Consider the following 23,090-nt stretch of genomic DNA (forward strand, 5'->3'; position numbering starts at 1 on the left):
CCGCTGTACTTTTAATGCTTAATTTTATCGGACTCAGTGGCTACCGGCCTGGTCTCAGTTTCTACAATGGTTAAACAATGACAAAAGCAGAATTTTATACCGACCTCAATCGCGACATGCGCGCACTTCTCAGCGGCGAAACCAGCTTCCTGGCGGTGATGGGCAATTGTAGCGCGCTTTTATACGAACGTCTTGATGGGGTTAACTGGGCGGGTTTTTATCTGCTGACCGAAGAGAACACGCTGGTACTCGGCCCGTTCCAGGGCAAAATCGCCTGCGTGCGAATTCCTGTCGGGCGCGGCGTTTGCGGTACAGCGGTGGCAGAAAACAGCGTTCAGCGTGTTGATGATGTGCATGAATTCCCGGGCCACATTGCCTGTGATGCTGCCAGCAACGCGGAAATTGTGCTGCCGTTAGTGGTAAATGGTCAGATTATTGGCGTGTTAGATATCGACAGCGTTGAATATAACCGCTTTGACAGTGAGGATGAAGCGGGGCTGAAAGCGTTGACTGACGGGCTTTGTGAGGTGCTTGCCGGATCGGATGTGGAAAAATTTATTCACATGAAACGCACCTAAAGCGCTGGATCACGTAGCAATTGCTGATGGGGTCATTATAATGTCGCCTGTTCATGCCTGCGCTGATTGGCAAACCCGTTGTAATCAGGAAATTTCATGGAAAATCAACCTAAGTTGAATAGCACCAAAGAAGTCATCGCCTTTCTGGCCGAGCGTTTCCCACAATGCTTTAGCGCCGAAGGCGAAGCACGACCACTGAAGATCGGAATCTTTCAGGATTTAGTCGACCGCGTGCAGGGTGAAATGAACCTGAGTAAAACTCAGCTTCGTTCAGCACTGCGTCTATATACTTCCAGCTGGCGCTATCTGTACGGCATCAAAGTCGGTGCGACTCGCGTTGACCTTGATGGCAATGCGTGTGGCCTGCTGGATGAACAGCACGTTGAACATGCGCGCAAACAGCTTGAAGAAGCCAAAGCGCGCGTGCAGGCACAGCGCGAACAGCAGCAGGCGAAAAAGCGTGAAGCCGGTGAAGACACCGCACCGCGTCGTCCGCGTAAACCTGTTCGTAAACCTGCGGCCGAAGGTGAGCAGCCACGTAAAGTGCGCAGCAAGCCAGAGCGTCCGCAGGCTGAACGCAACTCTTCCTCAGCAAGAGAAGAGACTCAGACGTCGAGTAGCAAACCGGTTACCGACACCTCAGCGTTGCAAGTGGGCCAGAGCATTAAAGTTACCGCAGGCAAAAGTGCGATGGATGCCACCATTCTTGAAATCTCTAAAGATGGCGTCCGGGTACAGCTGGCTAACGGTCTGGCAATGATAGTACGCGCAGAACACTTGCAGTTCTGATACGGAGGCTAATCAGGGCATGAACACTCTTTTTAAACGCACCATCATTGCGGGCCTGCTGATTGCAGGCAATGCCTTCGCGGCCGATAACATCACCCGTGCAGACCAGATCCCGCAGCTGCACCAGGAAGCACAGCACGCGACCGTCAGCGAGCGCGTCACTTCCCGCTTTACCCGTTCCCATTACCGCCAGTTTGACCTCGATAAAGACTTTTCGGTCAAAATTTTCGAGCGTTATCTGAACCTGCTCGACTACAGCCACAATGTGCTGCTGGAGTCTGACATTGCGCAATATGCGGACAAGAAAACCACGCTGGGCGATGAGTTGAAAAGCGGCCAGCTTTCGGCGTTTTACGATCTGTATAATCTGACGCAGAAACGCCGTTTTGAACGTTATCAGTACGCGCTTTCCGTGCTGAATAAGCCGATGAACTTTACCGGCAACGACACCATTGATATCGACCGCAGCAAGTCCCCCTGGCCCAAAAGCACCGCAGAGCTGAATGCCCTGTGGGACGCCAAGGTGAAATATGATGAGCTGAGCCTGAAACTGGCCGGTAAAGATGAGAAAGAGATTCGCGAAGTCCTCACCAAGCGCTATCAGTTCGCTGAACGTCGCCTGGCGCAGAGCAACAGCGAAGACGTGTTCCAGCTGGCGATGACCGCGTTCGCGCATGAAATCGACCCGCACACCAATTATCTCTCCCCGCGTAACACCGAACAGTTCAATACCGAAATGAGCCTGTCGCTGGAAGGTATTGGTGCGGTGCTGCAGATGGATGATGATTACACGGTGATCAATTCAATGGTTGCCGGTGGTCCGGCGGCGAAAAGCAAAACCATTACCGTGGGCGACCGAATTGTTGGCGTTGGTCAGCCGGGCAAACCGATGGTCGATGTGATCGGCTGGCGTCTGGATGATGTCGTTGCGCAGATCAAAGGACCGAAGGGCAGTAAAGTGCGCCTGGAAATCCTGCCTGCCGGCAAAGGTACCAAAACCCGTACGGTAACCCTGACGCGTGAGAAGATCCGCCTGGAAGATCGCGCGGTTAAAATGTCGGTCCATAACGTCGGCAAACAGAAAGTCGGCGTGCTGGATATCCCAGGTTTCTACGTTGGCCTGACTGACGATGTGAAGGTGCAGCTGCAGAAATTGCAGAAGCAGAACGTCGATAGCATTGTTATCGATCTGCGCACCAACGGCGGTGGGGCACTGACCGAGGCGGTTTCTCTCTCTGGTCTGTTTATCCCAAGTGGCCCGGTGGTTCAGGTTCGCGATAACAACGGCAAAATCCGCCAGGACAGCGATAACGACGGCATTACTTACTACAAGGGTCCGCTTGTGGTGCTGGTTGACCGCTTCAGTGCTTCGGCTTCTGAAATCTTTGCCGCTGCCATGCAGGATTATGGCCGCGCGCTGATTGTCGGTGAACCGACCTTCGGTAAAGGTACGGTACAGCAGTATCGCTCGCTGAACCGCATTTACGATCAGATGCTGCGCCCTGAATGGCCGGCGCTGGGTTCCGTGCAGTACACCATTCAGAAGTTTTACCGCATCAACGGCGGCAGCACGCAGCGCAAGGGTGTGACGCCTGACCTGCTGATGCCTACCGGCGTAGAAGCGATAGAAACCGGTGAGAAGTTTGAGGACAATGCCTTGCCGTGGGATAGCGTCCCTGCTGCTACCTATACCAAAACCGAAGACCTCAAGCCGCTGGAAGCACAGCTGATTAAAGATCATCAGGATCGCATCGCTAAAGATGCTGAGTTCCAGTACATCATTAAGGATATCGCCCGCTTTAATGCCAACAAGGACAAGCGCAATATCATCTCTCTGAATCTTGCCGAGCGCGAGAAAGAGAACAAAGAAGATGATGCGTTGCGGCTGGAACGCATTAATGCTCGCCTGAAAGCAGACGGTAAGAAACCGCTGACCAAGCTGGAAGATCTGCCTAAAGATTACAAAGAGCCGGACCCGTATCTGGATGAGACGGTGAACATTGCCAACGACCTGGCGCAGCTGGAAAAACAGCAGCCGCCAGTGACACCGGCAGCGGCAAAATAAGCCCAACAGGCACAGCAATCGCTGTGCCTTTTTTTATTCTGTCCGTCCTGCCTGGCGCTGTGCGCGAAAAGTAACACAAAGTGTAAAGTTATGTCTTTTTAAACACTTAAAGATTAAGAGTGCTTGAAAAGCGGCGTATTGACCTTACGATGGTGGTACGCGAAAAGCGGAATAACTGAGGAAGTCTAATTTTATGATGCGTATTGCTCTTTTCCTGTTGACCAACCTCGGGGTTATGGTGGTTTTCGGGCTGATCCTCAGCCTGACAGGGATCCAGTCAAGCAGTGTAATGGGCCTGATGATCATGGCAGGTCTGTTTGGCTTCGGCGGTGCGTTTGTTTCACTGCTGATGTCGAAGTGGATGGCACTGCGCTCCGTTGGTGGTGAAGTGATTGAACAGCCGCGTAACGAAACCGAACGCTGGCTGATGGAAACCGTGGGCCGTCAGGCTCAGCAGGCCGGCATTGCCATGCCGCAGGTGGCTGTTTACCATGCGCCCGACATTAACGCCTTTGCTACCGGTGCGCGTCGTGACGCCTCGCTGGTGGCGGTATCAACCGGCCTGTTGCAGAACATGAGCCGTGATGAAGCGGAAGCGGTGCTGGCTCACGAAATCAGCCATATCGCCAACGGTGACATGGTGACCATGACCCTGATTCAGGGGATTGTGAATACCTTCGTGATCTTCATCTCGCGCATTCTGGCACAGCTGGCAGCGGGCTTTATGTCCGGTAACCGCGACGAGGAAGGCAGCAGCAACGGCAACCCGATGGTGTACTTTGCAGTATCAATGGTGCTGGAGCTGGTATTTGGTATTGTCGCCAGCATTATTACCATGTGGTTCTCACGCCACCGTGAATTCCATGCGGATGCGGGTGCTGCTCGCCTGGCCGGGCGTGAGAAGATGATTGCCGCACTGCAACGTCTGAAAACCAGCTACGAGCCGCAGGAAGCCAGCAGCATGATGGCCTTCTGTATCAATGGTAAATCCAAGTCGTTGAGCGAGCTGTTTATGTCGCACCCACCGCTGGATAAACGCATTGAAGCGCTGCGCAGCGGCGAATACCTGAAGTAGGGGCGCGGCCTGCCGCGCCCGGTCAGGGGAAAATCATAAGTAAACCGGGCATGCGCCCGGTTTTTTTATGCCCGGTGATTGCCCGGCTGTGTAATGCGCAGGGCGCTGACCAGCGCGGCGATAGCGGCGAAGCTGCCCGCCAGCAACAGCGAGAGATGGGTGCCCTGGTTAGCAAACAGGTTGAACATCAGGGCGACAAGGGCCGCGCCGCTGGTCTGACCGAGCAGGCGGGCGGTACCGAGCATGCCACTGGCTCCTCCGCTGCGGTGACGCGGGGCCGAAGAGATAATCGTGTGATTATTCGGGGACTGGAACAGACCAAATCCGGCACCGCACAGCATCATGCGCCAGATAATATCGGCGTCTGATGGGCTGGCGGGTAGCAGGGCGAGCGCAAACAGCCCGGCGGCTAACATTGCCAGGCCAATCGCGCCGAGCAGGCCGGCGTGGAAGCGCTCAATCAGCCGCCCGGCAATGGGTGCCATCACCATCGTCGCCAGCGGCCACGGCGTCAGCAGCAGGCCGGTTGCCACCTCGCTGCGTCCCAGCACGCTTTGCAGGAAGAAGGGCAGAGAGACCATGGCCAACATTTGCGCGCAGAACGAGCACACGGAGGTGCCAATCGACATGGCGAAAATAGGAATACGGAACAGGTCAACCGGCAGCAGCGGGAACTCCAGCCGCAGCTGGCGCCGGATGAACAGGGTTCCGACCAGCAGCAGCGCCACCAGTTCAGCCAGCAGCAGTTTTCCGTTCTGGCCTTGGGCAAAACCACTCAGCAGCGAGATAAGCAGGCCAAAGGTTAACGCATTCATCACGCTGCTCAGCAAATCAAATCGCTGCCCGCTGGCTTTCTGCGGATTATCCGGTAAATAGCGCAGGGCCAGCACCAGCGCGGCGATGCCGACAGGGACGTTAATCAGGAACAGCCATTGCCAGGACGCCACCGAGAGAATGGCGGCGGCAACGGTCGGCCCGGCAGCGCTGGATACCGCGACAATCAGCGAGTTAATTCCCATGCCGCGACCAAGATGGCGCTGCGGGTAGATAATGCGTATCAGAGCGGTGTTAACGCTCATCAGCGCGGCACCGCCGAAGCCCTGCAGCACGCGGGCAAAGGTCAACATGCCGAGCGAGTCCGACAGCGCACAGAACAGAGACGTACAGCTGAACAGCACCAGCCCCCACTGATAGATACGGCGGTAGCCGAGCATATCGCCAAGAAAAGAGAGGGTCAGCAGCGAAATAATAATGGCCAGCTGGTAGGCGTTAACAATCCAGATTGACTCTGCCGGGCTGGCATTCAGCTCGCGGGCAATCGTCGGCAGCGCCACATTGGCAATCGCGCCATCCAGCACGGCCACCGTGATGCCGAGTGCAATAGCCAGTATGGCCCCGTAGCGCTGGGGTAGCGGCAATCCGTCGTTGGCTGAAGTTGAGTGCATAGCGTTGAAATAGTTACGTGGGAGAAGAGTCTCATGCTAATGGTTTTTACGAATTATGCCAGTATGTAAATTGCTGAAAACTATCAGCAGATGTGTCCACGCCGTTGTGGCTTTCATTGCGCCCGGCGGAGGGGCTACGTATACTGGAAATAGCGTTCCATTTTTTATAAAACACAAAAGGTAAGTCATGGCGAGTGCCGATCCAGATAAACAGCCCGATTCCGTCTCTTCAGTGATGAAAGTATTTGGCATTTTACAGGCGCTGGGCGAAGAGCGTGAAAACGGCATCACCGAGCTGTCGCAGCGCGTGATGATGTCGAAAAGCACCGTATACCGTTTTCTCCAAACCATGAAAACGCTCGGCTACGTCTCACAGGAAGGGGAGTCAGAGAAATATGCGCTGACGCTAAAACTGTTCGAGCTGGGGGCTAAAGCCCTGCAAAACGTCGATCTGATCCGCAGTGCCGATATTCAGATGCGTGAGATCTCGCGCCAGACGAAAGAGACTATTCACCTTGGCGCCCTGGAAGAAGACAGCATTGTCTATATCCATAAAATCGACTCCCTGTACAACCTGCGCATGTATTCGCGCATTGGTCGCCGTAACCCGCTGCACAGTACCGCAATTGGTAAAGTGCTTTTAGCGTGGCGCGAGCGTGGCGAAGTGGATGCGATTCTGGCTAATGTTGAGTTTACCCGCAGCACGGCACGCACCATTACCACTAAGGACGCGCTGTTGCCCGTGCTGGAGCAGGTGCGTAGCCAGGGATTTGGCGAAGATAATGAAGAGCAGGAAGAGGGGTTGCGCTGCATTGCAGTGCCGGTATTTGACCGCTTTGGCATGGTGATTGCCGGGTTGAGCATCTCTTTCCCGACCATCCGTTTCTCGGAAGAGAATAAAAAAGAGGTGGTGGCGATGCTGCATCTGGCGGCAAAAAATATCTCAGAACAGATGGGTTATCACAGCTATCCCTTCTGACATCAGCGGGCCGGCGTTGACCGGCCCGCCGGTCAATCAATTATCCACGACTTCGCTGCTTTTCTTCAGCAGCGGGCAATCCGTCACCCCAATAATGCCGCTGTCGGTGTGCAGATACTGTGCAATCACCATGCCGCGTGCGGTCAGGTACTGACACTGTAAGCCCATTCCCGCAACGTTTTTAGTGCTGCCCGTCAGAATGCCATAGCCAGTCAGCAGCATAGCCAGCCAGATAATGACCAGCAGCGCGACAATACGTAGCAAAAATTTCATGGTAATCCCCTTATTGTTTTCAGGCGGTGTCCTCACTGCCCGCAGCAGCATAACAGCTTGTCGCTTAGTACCACACAAATCGATAAGAGGATGCTGAAACCTTTGCACCTTTCTGAGAGTTAGATGCCGACTTTTTCGGGATCTGGCTATCATTTGCCGGGCTTACAGGTAAAATCATCTGCGCGGTACTGCCGCATAGAGGCAGCTCTTTTTCTGTATTGAGGCAAGTATGAATGAAATAAACAATGGTGCGATGGATATGGTCTCTGTTGGCATCGTGGCGTTGCTGGTGATAATCGGGCTGGTGGTATGGTTTTTCGTTAACCGCGCCAGCGTGAAGGCCAGTCAGCAGGTCCAACTGCTGGAAGCACTGCTGGAAGAGCAGAAGCGTCAGAACGCGATGCTGCGCCGCCTTACCGATGCGGTTGCCGGCAAAGAGCAGGGTGCTGCAGCGAAAGATAACGCTGATAGCAAAGATTTTACCCGGCTGATCCCGGAGCGCTAATTTTTTGTCGTGAAGTTGCAGGGCGACGGGTAAATTTTTTCCTGATAGTGCCCGCGAAATGGGCCAGTTTATCCTCAACCCCTGCAGCCCGATCGCCGTGCACCAAAATGGTTCATGCGTGACCGCGCCTGATAGCCGCCCAGGCGAGGTTACTCCGCGTCGGGTGCGAACAGATAATACCACCCAGGAATAATCCTAAAGCCATTTCATTATATCAGGCCACCTATTAAGAGAACCCAGTCTAAATACGCAAATAGATTGAGCGTAATAACGTTAATAAACTGGTGCAGATCAATGCATTTAAATGGGGCAGCGTGCCAGATAGTTTCCTGTTTTTGGTGCAATTTAATTTATAAACTGTACTAATCCGTGGTTGTTGTACAGTTGTGACACCTGAGCGGGATTGATAAATGGGCCTGAGTTTAATGAACTCTTTTGACTAAGCTTTGCCATATTTATGTCATCATTGGCGCTAACATTAGCCGCTACAGCCCGCAGCAGGACGGACTTGACACCTTCGGCCGTCTGTTATAAACCCTGTGTTGGTCAGGTGCTTAAAGGCTCTGCGGAGTGAATTCTGTTCAGTCGTGAACGTCGTGATGCATCAATGTGCATTCTGTGCCAGCTATCGTTTTAAATGTGTGCGACATCTCTATCCCTGTTTAAAAATGACTTGCCATTAATTTGTGGATATGTGATAAAACATTCGGGTAAAACGAGGTACAGTTCTGTTTATGTGTGGCATCTTCAGTAAAGAAGTTCTGAGTAAAAGACTAACGTTGAATACCGCTTCCTTGCCGAGCTTTAATTTAGTGCCTCATGCAGTAATGTCTCTGGTTTTTCTGTACGTTAAGCCCACGGGCGAATAAACACTCTAAGGAAATTTGCAAAATGGCAAAGATTAAAGGTCAGGTTAAGTGGTTCAACGAGTCTAAAGGTTTTGGTTTCATCACTCCTGCTGACGGCAGCAAAGATGTGTTCGTACACTTCTCTGCAATCCAGGGTAATGGCTTCAAAACTCTGGCTGAAGGCCAGAACGTTGAGTTCGAAATTCAGGATGGCCAGAAAGGCCCTGCTGCTGTGAACGTCACCGCTATCTAATTTTCGATCTGAGCCTGACATTGCCGCCCGGCGTGTAATCCAGGCTGAAATCTGAATACTGAAGCCCTGTCATTGTTGACGGGGCTTTTTTATATCCGATTTTCGTGGTGCGCGGGATTTTCCACGGGCTTTGCAGTACACTGCCGCGTCTTAAATTGATGGAGTCTTGCTATGTCGTACCAGTGTCCTCTTTGCCAGCAGCCGCTGACGTTTGACCAGCGCACCTGGCGTTGTGAAAATCAGCACCAGTTTGACCAGGCGAAAGAGGGCTATGTCAACCTGCTGCCGGTACAGCATAAGCGCTCTAAGCAGCCGGGCGACAGTGCGGATATGATGCAGGCACGGCGCAATTTCCTTGATGCCGGTCACTATCAGCCACTGCGGCTGCAGGTCGGTGATTTGCTTGAGCGTGTGCTGCCGGCAGATGACGTCAGCGTGCTGGATATTGGCTGTGGGGAAGGCTATTACACCCATGAAGTCGCCAGCCGCCTGCAGGCCAGAGGTCAGGCTGAGGTGCACGGTCTCGATGTGGCTAAAATTGCCGTGCGCTATGGCGCTAAGCGCTATCGTAACGTGGAGTTTTGCGTCGCATCCAGCCACCGCCTGCCGTTCAGCGATCGGCAGTTTGACGCGGTACTGCGCATCTACGCGCCCTGCAAGGCTGAAGAGTTGGCGCGCGTCGTCAAGCCGCAGGGCTACGTACTTACCGTCACGCCAGGTCCGCGCCATTTAATGCAGTTTAAAGCGCTGATTTACCAGGATGTGCAGCTACACGACACCACGCCTGAGCAGATGCCCGGCTTCACCCTGGTTGAGCAGCAGCAGCTCTCCTACCCGATGACGCTTAACAGTGAAGAGTCCGCGGCGCTGCTGCAGATGACGCCGTTTGCCTGGCGTGCGCGCCCTGAAGTGTGGGGGATTCTGGCCACGACCGAGCAGTTTGAGTGTGAAACTGACTTCACGCTGCGCCTGTGGCAGCGTGACGACGAAATCGTGCAGGATGTCAGCGACTCTCCAGCATAAACTGATAGATGGTTTCCAGATCGTCCAGCTTGCGTACATGAACCAGCAGGCGCCGTTTCTCCAGGTTGATCACCAGTACGCCATCTTCTGACAGGTTGATGGCGCTGATACGCGCGTACTCAATAAAGACGTTCGCGTAGAAAAATCCCTTCTCCTTAAACAGCATCTTAGGCGCGCGGATCCAGAACAGCCAGGCGGAGAGGCCTCCCAGTGCCAGCAGCAGCATAGTGGTCAGCTGGGGCCCCTGTGCGGCAAGGTTGTTATACAGCAGGATAGCCAGCAGGCCGATAAAGATCAGGCTGTCGAGCTTGTTGCGGCGCTGCAGCAGGATTTTCAGGCGGGTGGGGCCATGCAGACGATCCATAATCAGCTCGTCATAGATCGCATACACCAGAATGAGTACGATAAAAAGGAGTATCAGGTAGTCAGTCAGAGACATATCGGCGTCCATAAAAAGGGGCCAGACTGGCTGGCCCCGGGGTAAAGATTATTCGTAACGCAGGATTATACGCCCAGTAGGCCAATCCAGTAACCGAAGATACCGATAACGAAAAAGCCCATAATAATCCACAGGGCATTCACCTTACGGCGCAGCAGCCACATACAGCCAAAGGTGAGCAGCAGCGGGATTAAGCCCGGCATCAGCTGGTCAAGAATCGACTGTACGGTGGTGACCGTGGTTTTACCGGTCTGGTCGGTAATCTCAGAAACCACCAGCGGCACGTTCACGTGCGTCCACTTGTTGACCAGCGCCCCCATGACAAACAGGCCGAGAATCGACGCCCCCTCAGTCAGTTTTTGCAGGAAGCCGCCGCCCATATCGCTAACGATATCGACACCTTTACGATAGCCATAAGCCACGCCGTAGTAGCGCACCAGCAGACGCACCAGGTTAAACAGGACAAAGAACAGCAGGGGGCCCATCAGGCTGCCGCTCATTGCGATACCTGCGCCCAGAGCCGCAAATACCGGGCGCACGGTACCCCAGAAAATCGGGTCACCCACGCCGGCCAGCGGCCCCATCAGACCGACTTTAATGCCGTTTATGGCAGCATCGTCGATCGGCGCTCCGTTGGCGCGCTGTTCTTCCATGGCCATGGTCACGCCGAGTACCGGAGCAGCCACATACGGATGGGTGTTGAAGAACTCCAGGTGACGTTTGATCGCCTGTTTGCGGTCGTCGTTATTTTCCGGGTACAAACGGCGGATTACCGGTACCATCGAATAACAGAAACCCAGCGCCTGCATACGTTCGAAGTTCCACGAACCCTGGAACAGGTTTGAGCGTAAGAACACACCGCGCACATCGCCTGGCGTTAATTTCTTCTGCGTAGTGGTAGTTGTTGTGTCAACCATTTCTCTCACCTTTCCTTAATCGAGTTCGTTATCAAGGTCGTTATTAGCCGGACCTGCTGCCTGCGCACCGGCAACACGGTTATATTTTGGCGCCAGCTGGATATACAGCATGGCCATCACTACGCCGATGACCCCCAGAGCCACCAGGTTGAAGTTGGTGAAAGCAGCGGTCACGAAACCAAGGTAGAAGAACGGCATCAGATAGCCTGCACGCATCATGTTAATAACCATGGCGTAACCGACCACCACGATCATGCCACCGGCGATATTCAGACCGTTGGTGACCACTTCCGGGATAGAGTTCAGCAGTTCCTGAACCACGCTGGTACCGACAGAAACGGCAACAATCACGGCAGGGATCGCGATACGCATTGCCTGCAGCACCAGCGCAGAGACATGGATCCAGGAAATTGCAGTCAGGTTGCCCTTTTCAGCTGCTTTATCGGCAGCGTGCTGGAACGCAACGGTGATGGTACGGACAATAATGGTCAGAACCTGACCGGCTGCTGCCAGCGGGATAGCCAGTGCGATACCGGCACCCACGCTCTGCCCACCGGCAATAACCAGAATGGTTGAGATGATCGAAGCGAGTGCAGCATCCGGCGCTACGGCGGCGCCAATGTTCATCCAGCCCAGTGCGATCATTTCCAGCGTACCGCCGATAATGATCCCGGTTTTCATATCACCGAGGATCATGCCGACTAACGTACAGGCCACGAGTGGCCGGTGGAACTGAAATTCATCGAGGATCGAGCCCATGCCCGCAATACAGGCAACGATAAATATCAGAACAATTTGCAGCGTGGTAATCTCCATTACACTTCTCCTATTAAATGCCAGAACGGAGTTCAACCTGAAATTTCAGGCCACGGGCTACTGATGCATTTTGGCGATCAGATCCATCATTTTCAGTCTCTGGTCGCTCGACACTTTACGCACTTCCAGTTCGATTCCGCGCTCATTTAACTTTTTGAACGCCTCAATATCTTTAGCATCTACCGATACCGCATTGTTGACCTGAGTTTTCCCCTGACGGAACGCCATCCCCCCGATGTTGACCGACGTGATATTGACGCCTTCTTCCACCAGTCGCACCACATCGGTAGGATTGGTAAACAGCAGCATCACTTTATCGTGGCCATATTTCGGGTTGTTCCACACGCGGATCATTTTCGCTACGTCCACCACATGCGCGGTAACGCCCGGCGGGGCAACCTGAGTCAGCAACGTTTTACGCACGTTATCGGCAGCAACTTCATCGCTGACGACAATAATGCGGGTTACGTTGGTTTCTTTGGTCCAGCGGGTGGCGACCTGGCCATGGATTAAACGGTCATCGATACGTGCCAGACCGATTTTCATGTGATCGCCGGGTGCCATTGGGGCCTGTGGTGCAGCCGGAGCTTTCACCGCAGCGGCGGGGGCAGGGGCTTCTGGTGCTTTCGCTTTCAGGGCTTTTACCCCTTCACGGCCAGTTTCCACGGCCAGCGCGACCAGTTCATCAAAGGTTGGGTTATCGTCTCGTGCCATCAGTACTTCGACCAGCATCGGAATATTGACCCCGGCGACGACTTCATAATCGGGTTTATCTACCACAAGGCGGCTGGCGGCGTTAAACGGGCTGCCCCCCCAGGTATCGACCAGAAAAAGCACTCCCTGCGTACTGTCCATATTGGCTAACCGTGCCTGATATTTCTCGATCAGGGTTTCGGCGTTTTCTCCGGGGACAAAGTCAATCCAACCGACATTTTCCTGTTCCCCTAACAGCATTTCGGCAGTTTTCAGCAGTTGTTCTGCTGCCCAGCCGTGCGTGCCAATCATAATAGCAATAGTCACTTGCTACCTCCTTATCCAGTTAAAACGACGCTTTGGAGTAAACGTCGTTCGAGGTTCAGCTGAGTTAATTGCGTTCAGCATGATTGAGGTCCCACTTTTATCTGTTGAGTTACTTATCAGCGGTACTGAACACACACCACATTGACGGCATTTATTTTAGTACGCGAAAAAATAAATTATGTGACCGTGCTCAGTAATTTAGACGCTGATCCACATTTGTCGGCTGAATGTTGAAACAACCTGTCTGTGAAGGATTGTGCACCCTGAGTGTAAGAAAATATTTTGACGTCCCTGTGGCAACTGATAAAGTAGTGATCCTTTTTTCATACAGGAGTAACGGGCCTCAGCCCTCCCTATGGACTGTCACCGAAGTCGCTTAATCATGCCGCCGGGCTATCCGGTATCGTTTTTAACGTCATTTGACGTCATCATGTTTTCCACCTGTCGTTATCTCTGCCGCACGTTCAGCCGAACGCCTGCTGCGATTTCCCGTTCCTTTTTCCGGAGTCTTTCATGGAATTTCTTTTAGACCCCTCAATCTGGGCCGGTCTCTTTACGCTCATTGTTCTTGAGATCGTGCTGGGCATCGATAACCTGGTGTTTATCGCTATTCTGGCCGATAAACTCCCGCCAAAGCAGCGTGATAAAGCCCGTCTGATTGGTCTGTCACTGGCGCTGATTATGCGTCTTGGCCTGCTATCGCTTATCTCATGGATGGTGACCCTGACGCGTCCGCTGTTTAGCGTTGGCGAATTCAGCTTCTCCGGCCGTGACCTGATCCTGCTGGTGGGGGGGCTGTTCCTGCTGTTCAAAGCCACGATGGAGCTGCATGAACGGCTGGAAAACCGTGAGATGAATGACGGCGGCAATAAAGGATATGCCAGTTTCTGGGCCGTGGTGGTGCAGATCGTTATTCTTGATGCGGTATTCTCCCTCGATGCGGTAATCACCGCTGTCGGGATGGTTAACAATCTGGCGATTATGATGACCGCCGTGGTGATTGCGATGGGCGTGATGCTGCTGGCATCCAAACCGCTGACCAACTTTGTCAACGCGCATCCGACCGTGGTGGTGCTGTGCCTGAGCTTCCTGCTGATGATTGGCCTCAGCCTGGTGGCGGAAGGTTTCGGCTTCCATATTCCAAAAGGTTACCTGTACGCAGCGATTGGCTTCTCGATACTTATTGAGCTGTTTAACCAGATTGCGCGCCATAACTTTATGCGCCATCAGGAAAGACGCCCGATGCGTGAACGCACCGCAGAGGCAATCCAGCGCCTGATGGGCGGGCGTCGTCAGAGCGAAGTGCAGAACAGTGAAAGCAGTGAAGTTGCCGCGATCATGCCGCAGGAAGCGTTTAAAGATGAAGAGCGCTACATGATTAATGGGGTACTGACGCTGGCATCCCGTTCAGTGCGCAGCATCATGACGCCGCGTGGTGAGATCTCCTGGGTTGACGCCACGCGTCCGCTGGATGAAGTTCGCCTGCAGCTGCTGGATACGCCGCACAGCCTGTTCCCGGTTTGCCGGGGCGAGCTGGACGAAATCATTGGCGTCGTGCGCGCGAAAGAGCTGCTGGTGGCCTTGGATCATGGGATTGATGTGGCAACCTTTGCCAGCAATACTCCGCCGATCATCGTACCGGAAACGCTCGACCCGCTGAACCTGCTGGGCGTGCTGCGCCGGGCGAAAGGCAGCTTTGTCGTTGTCACCAACGAATTTGGCGTGGTGCAGGGGCTGATTACCCCGCTGGACGTACTGGAAGCGATTGCCGGTGAGTTCCCGGATGAAGATGAAACCCCGGATATCATTGCGGATGGTGATGGCTGGCTGGTGAAGGGCGGAACCGATCTGCACTCGCTCCAGCAGCTGCTGGATACTCAGGAGCTGGTTAAGCCGGAAGACGATCATGCTTCGCTGGCAGGGCTGCTGATTGACCAGAAAGGTCAGCTGCCAAAAGCCGGTGAGGTGATTGAGATGCTGCCGCTACGCTTCCAGATTATTGAAGCCACCGACTACCGTATCGATCTGGTGCGCGTGACCAAAGAGCGTCAGGAAGACGAAGAAGAGTAAATATCCGGCGTGCCTGACCTGGATTAACAGCGGCCAGGCACGCCTCCCAACATCAGAAGCCTCATCGTCGCGGTTTAAAACCCATAGCGAGCACGAGGCGAGTGGGGGCTGAGCTCAGACCGGTCAGCGGACGTTTAGCGATGGGAGTGATGTCTGGAGATAGTTAAAAGGCATGCCTGGCCGCTACAGGTCAACCCAGCACGCGCTCAGCGTCTCCTGATGATTCATCAGCCATTCTGGGAAATCCCCCAGCGGCATCGGGCGGGCAAAGAAGTAGCCCTGAAGCGTATCAACGCCTCTTTCACGCAGATACTCAGCCTGTTCCGCCGTTTCTACTCCTTCAGCCACCAGGCTAATGTTCAGACGCTGCGCCAGTGAAATCACCATATCGGTCACGGTCGCATTGATCGCATCGGTGCCGATAGCGGCGGTAAAGACTTTATCAATCTTCAACACATCCGGGCTCAGGGTCTTCAGGTACGAAAGGGAGCTGTGGCCAGTACCAAAATCATCGATCGCCAGCTTCACCCCAATCTTATGCAGATGCGACACCACGCGCTGATCGACCACCGGCAGCGAATCCCGCTCGGTCAGCTCGACAATCAGCTGTGGCCTGGGATTGGCCGGCCACCACAGTTGCTGTAAATCGTCGATAATGGCGCGCTCGTGGAAATGGCTGGCCGCCACATTGATCGCAATATGGAACGATTGACAGGCTGGCAGCTGCGGCAAATGGCGCACCACTTCACTGATGACAAAGCGGGTCAGCGGAGCTATCAGATTCTGCCGTTCGGCCAGCGGGATAAATACATCCGGCGGGATCCAGCCCTGGCGCGGGTTATGCCAGCGCAGCAGCAGTTCAATACCTTCACAACCCCCGCTGCGTGCGTTGATCAGCGGCTGGCAGTACACCATAAATTCACGGGCGGTGATGCCATAGCTAATCTGCCACGACAGGCTCATACGGTTGGCGGTTGCCAGCCAGACGATATAGCCCATCAGCAGGCTCAGCAGCAGGGCTAGCGGCAGCTGCGAAGGCACCGTCACCAAAGCCAGCCGCGCCGGGGATGGCCCAAATAGTGTGATGGAGAACGGGTAGCGCAGTGACGACTCTTCATAGGTCACTTCATCCTCTGAAGGCACCGCCGGTTCAATCATCGGATTACCAAACTCCAGGCTCTTACCACCCACGTTAAAAATGGCGCGTTCAACCCACGGCAGGGTCGGCTCCAGCAGATAGTTGGTCATCAGCTCAATATTGATGATCTGAATGATCCCGGAACGGTTGTCGAGGGAGCGTGGCGTCCAGAGCAGCAGCACCGGCGAACCCTTGATCAAATGCTCATCAACCGACAGCATCATGCGCTGGTTATTGACTGCCAGTTCTGGATAGTTGTCGGCAAAGCCAACATCCGTGGAGCCATAGATGCTGGAGCAGTAAACGCGGTCTCTGTCCACCAGTAAAATAGACCTGACCGTCTGCAAAGAAGCCAGTTTTTCAATCAGCGGAAAACGCACTTCACCACAGGTCAGGCCCACCAGGCCAAGGGTGTTGTTTGCCGCGACGTCAAGCGGCGAGAACATTCGGTCAAAACGCTGGATAGCGTTGTCTGCGAAACTTCGCGACTGCTGCTCTATTCGGCCTTTCTCTTCCAGAAAACGGAAGGTTAACGTGAGAATGAGCACCAACGCGGCAACCACCACAGCGATCAGTAACCGCTTGCGGCGAAACTGTCCTAAAACTTCCTGGGACATGTGCATCAGTAACCACCCTTAGATCAAGACGCGTATAAATAGAGACCGAATACCAATTATCGGCAACAGGGGCATTAAGTTTAGTCGTGCTGAAGATAAAAGCTGAAGCGCTCAAAAACAGGAAGTTACTCGCGTAGATACGCCGAAAACACTCTAGCGGTTTCCAGGGTGCGGAGATAGCAGGAGAAGAAAATTATTTTTACGTTAAGACACAAAAAAAAACGCCACCTCAGAGGTGGCGTTACGCTGTGATTAATCACACTGGACTTTTATCGCCAGCCCGCCGCGTGATGTTTCACGATATTTGGCATTCATGTCTTTGCCGGTCTCGTACATAGTTTCAATCACTTTATCCAGCGAGACGCGCGCTTCGCTGGTACGGCGCATCGCCATGCGCGCCGAGTTGATCGCTTTCACCGAAGCAATGGCATTACGCTCAATGCACGGCACCTGCACCTGACCTGCCACCGGGTCGCAGGTCAGTCCAAGGTTATGCTCCATACCGATTTCGGCAGCAACGCAGACCTGTTCCGGGCTGGCACCCAGTAGCTCGGCGAGACCCGCTGCGGCCATTGAGCAGGCGACGCCAACTTCGCCCTGGCAACCCACTTCAGCGCCAGAGATTGACGCATTCATTTTATACAGGATGCCGATAGCGCCGGAGGCCATAAAGTAGCGGATGAAGATGTCAGGGCTAACCGATTCGATAAAGCGATCGTAATACGCCAGCACCGCAGGCACGATGCCGCAGGCGCCGTTGGTTGGCGCTGTCACGACGCGGCCACCGGCAGCATTCTCTTCATTCACCGCCAGCGCAAACATGTTGACCCAGTCGATAACGTTCATCGGATCGCTGGACAGCTTATCGGAAGAGGTCAGCAGCCGGCGCAGCGCGGAAGCACGGCGCGGAACGCGCAGCGGGCCTGGCAGTACGCCTTCGGTATTCAGGCCGCGATCGATACAGTCACGCATGGTCTGCCAGATATCGGCAAAGTAACGCTCAATGTCGGCGCGGCTGTGCACGGCCAGTTCGTTCTTCATAATCATGCCGGACAGGGAGAGGCCGGTCTGATGGCAGTGCTCCAGCATCTCTTTCGCGGAGTTGAACGGGTAGGGGACCGACACTTCGTTCAGCACGGTTTTACCAAAACTCTCTTCATCGACAATAAAACCACCGCCGACGGAGTAGTAGGTTTTGCTGTAAATTTTCAGGTCGCCAGCAAAGGCGTGAATGCTCATGCCGTTCTCATGCAGCGACAGATTATCACTGCGGAACACCATGCCGCCCTCACGCGGGAAGTCGACTTCGTGTGCGCCGTTAGCCAGCAGCAGGCGTTGGCGCTGCTCCACGTCGCGGATGAAGCCGGGAATAGCATCAATGTCGACCGTTTCGGGGGAAGCCCCGGATAGCCCCATAATGATGGCGATATCGGTGTGGTGCCCTTTGCCGGTCAGCGACAGGGAACCATACACATCGACGGCGATGCGCGTCACGGAAGAGAGCTGGCGGTTATTTACCAGATCGTCGACAAACAGTTTGCCGGCTTTCATCGGGCCGACAGTATGAGAACTGGACGGGCCAATGCCGATCTTAAACATGTCGAAAACGCTAATCACGTTACACGCTCCTGTCAGGATTATTGCTCGCGGTGGGCATTGCTCACGGTGGTAGCCCACGAATGGCGAGAAATATAAATGAAAAACTGCCGAATTGCAGTGATTTGGATCGCCACGCTGCGATTTTCTGGTGATAAATAATGCGAAGGTGGTTTTATCTGCAACTAATGGCTGGATTTTAACCGATTCAGGCTGGTTTAGCTACCTGAAGGCTAAGCTGGCGAATAATCCCGGCGGTCATTCCCCAGATAAAGTAGTCATCAAACCACGATAGCCAGACGCGGTGTGACTGCCCGCCACGATGCACATCCAGCGCGGAGTAGCGGCTCAGACGCAGCGCTTCTTCCAGCGGCATCTCAAACACCGATTCCACTTCGCCCTCGTTGGCCTGCCACTCCAGACCCGGCGGCAGCACGCCGACGACCGGCGTAACCTGGAACCCTGTGCTGCTGGTGACCGCAGGCAGAATGCCGACCACGCTGACCGCCGCCGGCGGGATCGCGACCTCTTCAGCGGCTTCGCGCAGGGCGGTGGCCACCAGGGAGGCATCGCTGCTGTCCATCATGCCGCCGGGGAACGCCACCTGCCCGGCGTGTTTACGCAGCGTGGCGGCACGGCGGGTCAGCAATAAGGTTGGGCTGGCATGAGCGACGATCGGCACCAGCACGGCGGCCTGCCGACGCGGCAAATTCTGCTGCCCGGCAGCGGGCGGTTGCAGAATAAAACGCGCCAGAAAGCGCTCCAGCACCGGGTTGTCATGCGTCATCAGTCAGCTGCTCCAGGCAGGGTAAAATGCGGTTCACTTTATCGAAGGTTTCCTGATATTCCGCGGCTTCTTCGCTGTCGGCAACGATCCCGCCTCCGGCAGCACAATAGAGGGTGCCGCGCTCGGCAATCAGCGTGCGGATGGTAATGCTGGTGTCCATGCGCCCGCAAACGCTGAGATAGCCAATACTGCCGCACCAGGCATTGCGCCGCTGTGGCTCCAGCTCTTCAATAATTTCCATCGCCCGCACTTTTGGCGCACCGGTAATCGACCCGCCCGGGAAGCAGGCGCGCAGCAGATCGCAGGCGGAAAGCGCAGGCTTTAGCTCGGCAGTGATAGTGCTGACCAGATGATGCACCGCCGGGAACGGCTCAACCACGAACAGCTCGGGTACTTTGACGCTGCCCGGGGTGGCAACGCGCCCGATATCGTTACGCAGCAGGTCGACGATCATCAGATTCTCGCTGCGATCCTTTGGCGACTGCGCCAGCTTCTCTCCCTGCAGGCGGTCGGCCACGGGATCGGCCAGGCGCGGCAGCGTGCCTTTAATCGGGCGTGTTTCAATCTGCTGACGCTGCAGCTTGATAAACCTTTCCGGCGACAGGCTGAGGATTGCGCTGTCCGGCAGGCGCAGAAAAGCGCTGAACGGTGCGCGGTTGGCGGCGCACAGCTGGCGGAATGCCTGCCATTCATCGCCCGCGTAGCTGGCGTTGAAGCGCTGGGCGAGATTCACCTGATAGCAGTCGCCGGAGAGCAGCCACTGCTGCACTTGACGGAACTTCTCACCGTATTCTTGACGCGACATATTCGCCTGCCAGCTGCTGGTCAGGCGGAAGGTGGGCTGAGCTGCCGCCTGCTGATCGTCCAGCCAGTCTAGCCGTGCCTGCACGTCGCCATGAACCACCAGCGTCAGTTTTTGCTGGTGGTGATCGGCAATCAGCGCCCAGTCGTAAATGCCTACCGCCATATCCGGCGTGGTCAGCTGCTGCTGTGCTGTAGCGGGCAGTTTTTCAAAGCGCCGGCCGAGGTCGTAGCCAAACAGGCCAAGCGCACCGCCCTGAAACGGCAGGCTGTCATGATGCTCAGCACGCAGGCCGCAGTTTTCCAGCTGCTGCTGCAGCAGCGCGAGTGGGTCATCCTCACTGACTATCGTCCCGGCTGCATACTCGATTACCGTCTCTGCGCCGCGCGTGGTGAGGGTGATACACGGCTGAGCCACCAGGATATCAAAGCGGTTATCGCTGTGGTCGGCAAAGCCGGAGTGCAGCAGCATTGCCCATGGCTGATGGGAAAGGGTGGCAAACCGATCGGCCAGCGCATCTGGCGTATACTTCAGAGGATGATAGACAGGCGACATGGTTCTTCAGCAGATAAAGGTACACAGGTGCGCAAGCCTGACATATTTTTAAGCCGCTGGCATCTCTTTGTCGCCCGTGGAATAATCCCGCAGCAAATCCACCCAGGAGTCACTATGTTTACAGGATTACCCGCGCTGTCGTACGAAGAGCAGCAACAGGCCGTAGAACGCATTCAGGAACTGATGGCAAATGGCATGAGCAGTGGCGAGGCCATTGGTATGGTGGCGGCTGAAATTCGTGAGAATCACACGGGCGGACATGTTCCGGTGATGTTTGACGAAGATGAAGAAGACTACATGGGCGATAACAACCACGACGAAGAAGAAGACGAAGAAGAGTAAGTGGTTTACCCCTGCCCGCTGGTAGCAGGGGAAAGAGGTTACTTCGCGGCAACCACTTTAATTTCGACCAGATATTTCGGGTTCATCAAATTGGCCTGTACGGTGCAGCGCACGGGCGCATTACCCGGCGAGACCCAGGCATCCCACGCGCGATTCATCGCGGCAAAATCTTCTTTGTGCACCAGAAAAATGGTGGCATCCAGAATCTTACTTTTATCTGAGCCGACGCGCGTCAGCAGCTTATCAATTACCGCGAGGGCGTTGGCGGTCTGCGCTTCGGCATCCTCATCCAGATTTTCCGGCACGCTGGTGTAATACACCGTGTCGTTATGGATCACGGCTTCCGACATGCGGTGTTCAACAGGTTCAACTCTGATTATTTCTTTAGACATAACAGCACCTTAATCATCTTTTGTTCCAGTCATCAATTCGACTTGGGACATATTTGGGACATTTTTAGAAAAAATACCATCAATCACCTTCGCATGCTGAGATAAATGGTCAGAAGAAAAGTGTGCATACCGCCGAACCATGTCGATGGTTTGCCACCCACCCATTTCCTGCAGGGCGGATATCGGTACGCCTGCCATAATCAGCCAAGTCGCCCAGGTGTGCCGAAGGTCATGGAAACGGAAATCCTCTATTCCTGCCCGGCGCAATGCTGCGCGCCATCCGGTATTTGCATTTGTACGGACGCAGCGGGAAACTCTCTCCATCTCGCCTTTGTCATTTTCCACCATGTCAACGTAAGCAAAAACAAACTCATCATGCCGACCAATGTTTTTTCTCAGAACGGCACATGCGGTATCATTCAGTGCAACGCCAATTGCTCTGCCTGATTTGCTTTCGTCGGCGTAGATCCACGCCATACGTTTCTGCATGTCGATTTGCTCCCACTTCAGGCTGGTGATGTTAGATCGCCTCAACCCCGTTGAAAGAGCAAACTCGACAGTGGACTTTAATGGCTCGGAGCATTCTTTTACCAGCCGCTGTGCTTCTTCCGGCTTAAGCCAGCGTATACGGCGCTCCTTCGCCACAGGAACCTTGATTAAAGGCCCCTTATCTATAACCCTCCACTCCCTTTCTGCCGCCCTGAAAAGCGACCTGATGAAAGAAAGTCTCTTTATCTTTGTGCCTTGGGTCAGAAGCTTGGGTTTGTACTCAGGTGCCTCCTTTCCTCTCCTTGCGTACGCCGCCGATATCTGCCGCCACCTGTTAAGGTGGTTGCGATTTATCGCGCCGGATACCGCTGCATAAATCTCCCTTTCCTTAATATCCCGAAGTCGCTTTCCGCTCAGATGCTCAAGCCAGAAAGAAATCTGGTCTTTGTCATTCCAGAGAGTTTTCTTTTCTGATTTTTCATGTATCCATCGAACGCAGGCCTCTTCAAAAGTCATCGGGGTCAGCTCTCCCATTTTAGCCTCCCGCCATGACTCGGCCTTTAGCTTGTCGTGGAGCTCCTGCGCTTGCTGCTTGTCGGACGTGCCAAGAGACTGCTTAATTCTTTTACCGCCCGCCGGTGTGAAGCTGGCGTACCAGATTTCACCTCTGCGAAAGATTGACATGGCTTATCCTCATGTTCATCTGACGCGCTCACCGCGACAGTGTGCAACGGATTATTCAACGCGGCAATACATGCCTGCCGGGTTACGAGATAGGGTGATTTTGGCTTTCTGGGGTCTTTGCGTGTGGCGGTGAGCCTTCCCGACCGGATCCAGTTGCTGGCAGTGGGCCTGGAAATGCCGAGGAACGCGCAGGCCTCATCGAGGGTGAGTGAATACGCTGACATGGTTACCTCAGTAGATAGATGGGGGGTTACTTAGACTTGAGCGCTTCTTTTTCAGCGCGAGTAGCCGGACGGGAATAGCCCATACGTGAACGAATCATGATGGGCTCATTTTTCTTAAGCCTTTTCACTCCTGACTCGAAAATCTTTCCTGGTGGATTTCCATTCCATGAAGCGATGATGTGGTTGTCGTGGACTTCGATAACGCGAACTTTATACACAGAGTGGGTAATAACTGTCGTGTTACCCATGCGATGTCGTTGCACGTCGTAGACGACCATTCCTGGCTTTAATGATGATAACTTCACTGCCTTATTTCCTTATCCACCACGCGCACGTAGTAAGCCAGCCAGTCTCTTGGCCGGAACTTAC

General features: G+C 54.4%; 25 protein-coding genes. 11 read left to right on the forward strand and 14 right to left on the reverse strand.

All coding sequences use genetic code 11. The features are described from left to right. Nucleotides 1-77: 77 nt before the first annotated feature. The 4 genes from QLG07_RS05800 to htpX all read left to right on the forward strand — a co-directional run bounded on the left by QLG07_RS05800 (nt 78) and on the right by htpX (nt 4,507). Nucleotides 78-578, forward strand: a complete 501-nt coding sequence (locus QLG07_RS05800; protein WP_048915859.1) for a GAF domain-containing protein — start codon at nt 78-80, stop codon at nt 576-578. 96 nt (nt 579-674) lie between these two features. Further along, nucleotides 675-1,367, forward strand: a complete 693-nt coding sequence (gene proQ, locus QLG07_RS05805) for an RNA chaperone ProQ (protein ID WP_048915860.1) — start codon at nt 675-677, stop codon at nt 1,365-1,367. A 19-nt stretch (nt 1,368-1,386) separates the two neighbouring features. Further along, nucleotides 1,387-3,432 carry a carboxy terminal-processing peptidase gene (gene prc, locus QLG07_RS05810; protein ID WP_048915861.1) on the forward strand — a complete coding sequence of 682 codons (2,046 nt, stop codon included), beginning with the start codon at nt 1,387-1,389 and terminating at the stop codon, nt 3,430-3,432. 193 nt (nt 3,433-3,625) lie between these two features. Further along, nucleotides 3,626-4,507 (forward strand): protease HtpX, encoded by an 882-nt coding sequence (gene htpX / locus QLG07_RS05815; protein ID WP_048915862.1) that lies wholly within the window; start codon nt 3,626-3,628, stop codon nt 4,505-4,507. A gap of 65 nt (nt 4,508-4,572) precedes the next feature. Here htpX and QLG07_RS05820 read toward each other — a convergent pair whose 3' ends face one another. Then, nucleotides 4,573-5,952, reverse strand: coding sequence for an MFS transporter (locus tag QLG07_RS05820; protein WP_282468732.1), 1,380 nt, complete (start codon nt 5,950-5,952; stop codon nt 4,573-4,575). 187 nt (nt 5,953-6,139) lie between these two features. Here QLG07_RS05820 and kdgR point away from each other — a divergent pair, with 187 nt between their 5' ends. Then, on the forward strand, nt 6,140-6,931 hold the full coding sequence (gene kdgR, locus QLG07_RS05825) for a DNA-binding transcriptional regulator KdgR (RefSeq protein ID WP_048915864.1): 792 nt from the start codon (nt 6,140-6,142) through the stop codon (nt 6,929-6,931). A gap of 36 nt (nt 6,932-6,967) precedes the next feature. Here kdgR and QLG07_RS05830 read toward each other — a convergent pair whose 3' ends face one another. Next, entirely contained in the window at nt 6,968-7,204 is a 237-nt protein-coding gene (locus tag QLG07_RS05830) for a YobH family protein (protein ID WP_048915865.1), read from the reverse strand. A gap of 229 nt (nt 7,205-7,433) precedes the next feature. Here QLG07_RS05830 and QLG07_RS05835 point away from each other — a divergent pair, with 229 nt between their 5' ends. The 4 genes from QLG07_RS05835 (at nt 7,434) to rlmA (ending at nt 9,833) form a co-directional block, all read left to right on the forward strand. After that, nucleotides 7,434-7,709: a YebO family protein gene (locus tag QLG07_RS05835; RefSeq protein WP_133623776.1), complete on the forward strand. Its 276-nt coding sequence runs from the start codon at nt 7,434-7,436 to the stop codon at nt 7,707-7,709. Nucleotides 7,710-8,443: 734 nt separating this feature from the next. After that, a complete protein-coding gene (locus tag QLG07_RS05840) occupies nt 8,444-8,578 on the forward strand; it encodes a DUF2627 domain-containing protein (protein WP_224750361.1) in 135 nt (44 codons plus the stop codon). Between the two features lie 22 nt (nt 8,579-8,600). Beyond that, nucleotides 8,601-8,810 carry a transcription antiterminator/RNA stability regulator CspE gene (cspE, locus tag QLG07_RS05845; protein ID WP_001062678.1) on the forward strand — a complete coding sequence of 70 codons (210 nt, stop codon included), beginning with the start codon at nt 8,601-8,603 and terminating at the stop codon, nt 8,808-8,810. A gap of 171 nt (nt 8,811-8,981) precedes the next feature. Next, nucleotides 8,982-9,833: a 23S rRNA (guanine(745)-N(1))-methyltransferase gene (gene rlmA, locus QLG07_RS05850; protein ID WP_048915867.1), complete on the forward strand. Its 852-nt coding sequence runs from the start codon at nt 8,982-8,984 to the stop codon at nt 9,831-9,833. On the opposite strand, the gene QLG07_RS05855 is transcribed toward rlmA, so the two are convergent. The 4 genes from QLG07_RS05855 to manX all read right to left on the reverse strand — a co-directional run bounded on the left by QLG07_RS05855 (nt 9,814) and on the right by manX (nt 13,025). After that, complete coding sequence (locus QLG07_RS05855; RefSeq protein ID WP_282468733.1) at nt 9,814-10,272, reverse strand: DUF986 family protein; 459 nt, start codon at nt 10,270-10,272, stop codon at nt 9,814-9,816. The two genes, rlmA and QLG07_RS05855, sit on opposite strands and share 20 nt — an antisense overlap. 65 nt (nt 10,273-10,337) lie before the next feature. Next, nucleotides 10,338-11,189: a PTS mannose transporter subunit IID gene (locus QLG07_RS05860; protein ID WP_048915868.1), complete on the reverse strand. Its 852-nt coding sequence runs from the start codon at nt 11,187-11,189 to the stop codon at nt 10,338-10,340. Nucleotides 11,190-11,204: 15 nt separating this feature from the next. Continuing rightward, nucleotides 11,205-12,005, reverse strand: a complete 801-nt coding sequence (locus QLG07_RS05865; RefSeq protein WP_048915869.1) for a PTS mannose/fructose/sorbose transporter subunit IIC — start codon at nt 12,003-12,005, stop codon at nt 11,205-11,207. 57 nt (nt 12,006-12,062) lie between these two features. After that, nucleotides 12,063-13,025: a PTS mannose transporter subunit IIAB gene (manX, locus tag QLG07_RS05870; protein WP_133623774.1), complete on the reverse strand. Its 963-nt coding sequence runs from the start codon at nt 13,023-13,025 to the stop codon at nt 12,063-12,065. A gap of 513 nt (nt 13,026-13,538) precedes the next feature. Between manX and QLG07_RS05875 the strand changes: the two genes are divergently transcribed. Further along, nucleotides 13,539-15,095 carry a TerC family protein gene (locus QLG07_RS05875; protein ID WP_048915871.1) on the forward strand — a complete coding sequence of 519 codons (1,557 nt, stop codon included), beginning with the start codon at nt 13,539-13,541 and terminating at the stop codon, nt 15,093-15,095. Nucleotides 15,096-15,278: 183 nt separating this feature from the next. On the opposite strand, the gene QLG07_RS05880 is transcribed toward QLG07_RS05875, so the two are convergent. From QLG07_RS05880 to pabB, 4 genes are all read right to left on the reverse strand, one after another. After that, a complete protein-coding gene (locus tag QLG07_RS05880) occupies nt 15,279-16,856 on the reverse strand; it encodes a cyclic diguanylate phosphodiesterase (protein WP_282468734.1) in 1,578 nt (525 codons plus the stop codon). 246 nt (nt 16,857-17,102) lie between these two features. Further along, nucleotides 17,103-18,467, reverse strand: a complete 1,365-nt coding sequence (locus QLG07_RS05885) for an L-serine ammonia-lyase (RefSeq protein ID WP_133623773.1) — start codon at nt 18,465-18,467, stop codon at nt 17,103-17,105. Nucleotides 18,468-18,654: 187 nt separating this feature from the next. Continuing rightward, the gene (locus QLG07_RS05890) at nt 18,655-19,233 is read right to left on the reverse strand and encodes a CoA pyrophosphatase (protein ID WP_282468735.1); all 579 of its coding nucleotides are present in this window, start codon (nt 19,231-19,233) and stop codon (nt 18,655-18,657) included. Further along, a complete protein-coding gene (gene pabB / locus QLG07_RS05895; RefSeq protein ID WP_282468736.1) occupies nt 19,223-20,590 on the reverse strand; it encodes an aminodeoxychorismate synthase component 1 in 1,368 nt (455 codons plus the stop codon). Before pabB ends, QLG07_RS05890 begins: the two co-directional genes overlap by 11 nt. Before the next feature lie 114 nt (nt 20,591-20,704). Here pabB and QLG07_RS05900 point away from each other — a divergent pair, with 114 nt between their 5' ends. Further along, complete coding sequence (locus tag QLG07_RS05900; RefSeq protein ID WP_048915876.1) at nt 20,705-20,932, forward strand: YoaH family protein; 228 nt, start codon at nt 20,705-20,707, stop codon at nt 20,930-20,932. Between the two features lie 38 nt (nt 20,933-20,970). Here QLG07_RS05900 and QLG07_RS05905 read toward each other — a convergent pair whose 3' ends face one another. From QLG07_RS05905 to QLG07_RS05920, 4 genes are read right to left on the reverse strand one after another with little or no spacing between them, the layout of a single operon-like run. Continuing rightward, on the reverse strand, nt 20,971-21,324 hold the full coding sequence (locus QLG07_RS05905) for a RidA family protein (RefSeq protein ID WP_282468737.1): 354 nt from the start codon (nt 21,322-21,324) through the stop codon (nt 20,971-20,973). A gap of 9 nt (nt 21,325-21,333) precedes the next feature. Continuing rightward, on the reverse strand, nt 21,334-22,491 hold the full coding sequence (locus tag QLG07_RS05910) for a site-specific integrase (protein ID WP_282468742.1): 1,158 nt from the start codon (nt 22,489-22,491) through the stop codon (nt 21,334-21,336). After that, nucleotides 22,374-22,721: a helix-turn-helix domain-containing protein gene (locus QLG07_RS05915; RefSeq protein ID WP_282468738.1), complete on the reverse strand. Its 348-nt coding sequence runs from the start codon at nt 22,719-22,721 to the stop codon at nt 22,374-22,376. Before QLG07_RS05915 ends, QLG07_RS05910 begins: the two co-directional genes overlap by 118 nt. Before the next feature lie 26 nt (nt 22,722-22,747). Next, entirely contained in the window at nt 22,748-23,026 is a 279-nt protein-coding gene (locus QLG07_RS05920) for a hypothetical protein (RefSeq protein ID WP_282468739.1), read from the reverse strand. Nucleotides 23,027-23,090: the final 64 nt, after the last annotated feature.

The sequence above is a fragment of the Erwinia sp. V90_4 genome (genome assembly GCF_029967685.1).
Classification (GTDB): Bacteria; Pseudomonadota; Gammaproteobacteria; order Enterobacterales; family Enterobacteriaceae; genus Erwinia; species Erwinia aphidicola.

Excerpts from the sequence above, each read along its gene's own strand:
- QLG07_RS05800 (WP_048915859.1), top strand. The coding sequence starts at position 78 with ATGACAAAAGCAGAATTTTATACCGACCTCAATCGCGACATGCGCGCA.
- proQ (WP_048915860.1), top strand. The coding sequence starts at position 675 with ATGGAAAATCAACCTAAGTTGAATAGCACCAAAGAAGTCATCGCCTTT.
- prc (WP_048915861.1), top strand. The coding sequence starts at position 1,387 with ATGAACACTCTTTTTAAACGCACCATCATTGCGGGCCTGCTGATTGCA.
- htpX (WP_048915862.1), top strand. The coding sequence starts at position 3,626 with ATGATGCGTATTGCTCTTTTCCTGTTGACCAACCTCGGGGTTATGGTG.
- QLG07_RS05820 (WP_282468732.1), bottom strand. The coding sequence starts at position 5,952 with ATGCACTCAACTTCAGCCAACGACGGATTGCCGCTACCCCAGCGCTAC.
- kdgR (WP_048915864.1), top strand. The coding sequence starts at position 6,140 with ATGGCGAGTGCCGATCCAGATAAACAGCCCGATTCCGTCTCTTCAGTG.
- QLG07_RS05830 (WP_048915865.1), bottom strand. The coding sequence starts at position 7,204 with ATGAAATTTTTGCTACGTATTGTCGCGCTGCTGGTCATTATCTGGCTG.
- QLG07_RS05835 (WP_133623776.1), top strand. The coding sequence starts at position 7,434 with ATGAATGAAATAAACAATGGTGCGATGGATATGGTCTCTGTTGGCATC.
- QLG07_RS05840 (WP_224750361.1), top strand. The coding sequence starts at position 8,444 with ATGTGTGGCATCTTCAGTAAAGAAGTTCTGAGTAAAAGACTAACGTTG.
- cspE (WP_001062678.1), top strand. The coding sequence starts at position 8,601 with ATGGCAAAGATTAAAGGTCAGGTTAAGTGGTTCAACGAGTCTAAAGGT.
- rlmA (WP_048915867.1), top strand. The coding sequence starts at position 8,982 with ATGTCGTACCAGTGTCCTCTTTGCCAGCAGCCGCTGACGTTTGACCAG.
- QLG07_RS05855 (WP_282468733.1), bottom strand. The coding sequence starts at position 10,272 with ATGTCTCTGACTGACTACCTGATACTCCTTTTTATCGTACTCATTCTG.
- QLG07_RS05860 (WP_048915868.1), bottom strand. The coding sequence starts at position 11,189 with ATGGTTGACACAACAACTACCACTACGCAGAAGAAATTAACGCCAGGC.
- QLG07_RS05865 (WP_048915869.1), bottom strand. The coding sequence starts at position 12,005 with ATGGAGATTACCACGCTGCAAATTGTTCTGATATTTATCGTTGCCTGT.
- QLG07_RS05875 (WP_048915871.1), top strand. The coding sequence starts at position 13,539 with ATGGAATTTCTTTTAGACCCCTCAATCTGGGCCGGTCTCTTTACGCTC.
- QLG07_RS05880 (WP_282468734.1), bottom strand. The coding sequence starts at position 16,856 with ATGCACATGTCCCAGGAAGTTTTAGGACAGTTTCGCCGCAAGCGGTTA.
- QLG07_RS05890 (WP_282468735.1), bottom strand. The coding sequence starts at position 19,233 with ATGACGCATGACAACCCGGTGCTGGAGCGCTTTCTGGCGCGTTTTATT.
- pabB (WP_282468736.1), bottom strand. The coding sequence starts at position 20,590 with ATGTCGCCTGTCTATCATCCTCTGAAGTATACGCCAGATGCGCTGGCC.
- QLG07_RS05900 (WP_048915876.1), top strand. The coding sequence starts at position 20,705 with ATGTTTACAGGATTACCCGCGCTGTCGTACGAAGAGCAGCAACAGGCC.
- QLG07_RS05905 (WP_282468737.1), bottom strand. The coding sequence starts at position 21,324 with ATGTCTAAAGAAATAATCAGAGTTGAACCTGTTGAACACCGCATGTCG.
- QLG07_RS05915 (WP_282468738.1), bottom strand. The coding sequence starts at position 22,721 with ATGTCAGCGTATTCACTCACCCTCGATGAGGCCTGCGCGTTCCTCGGC.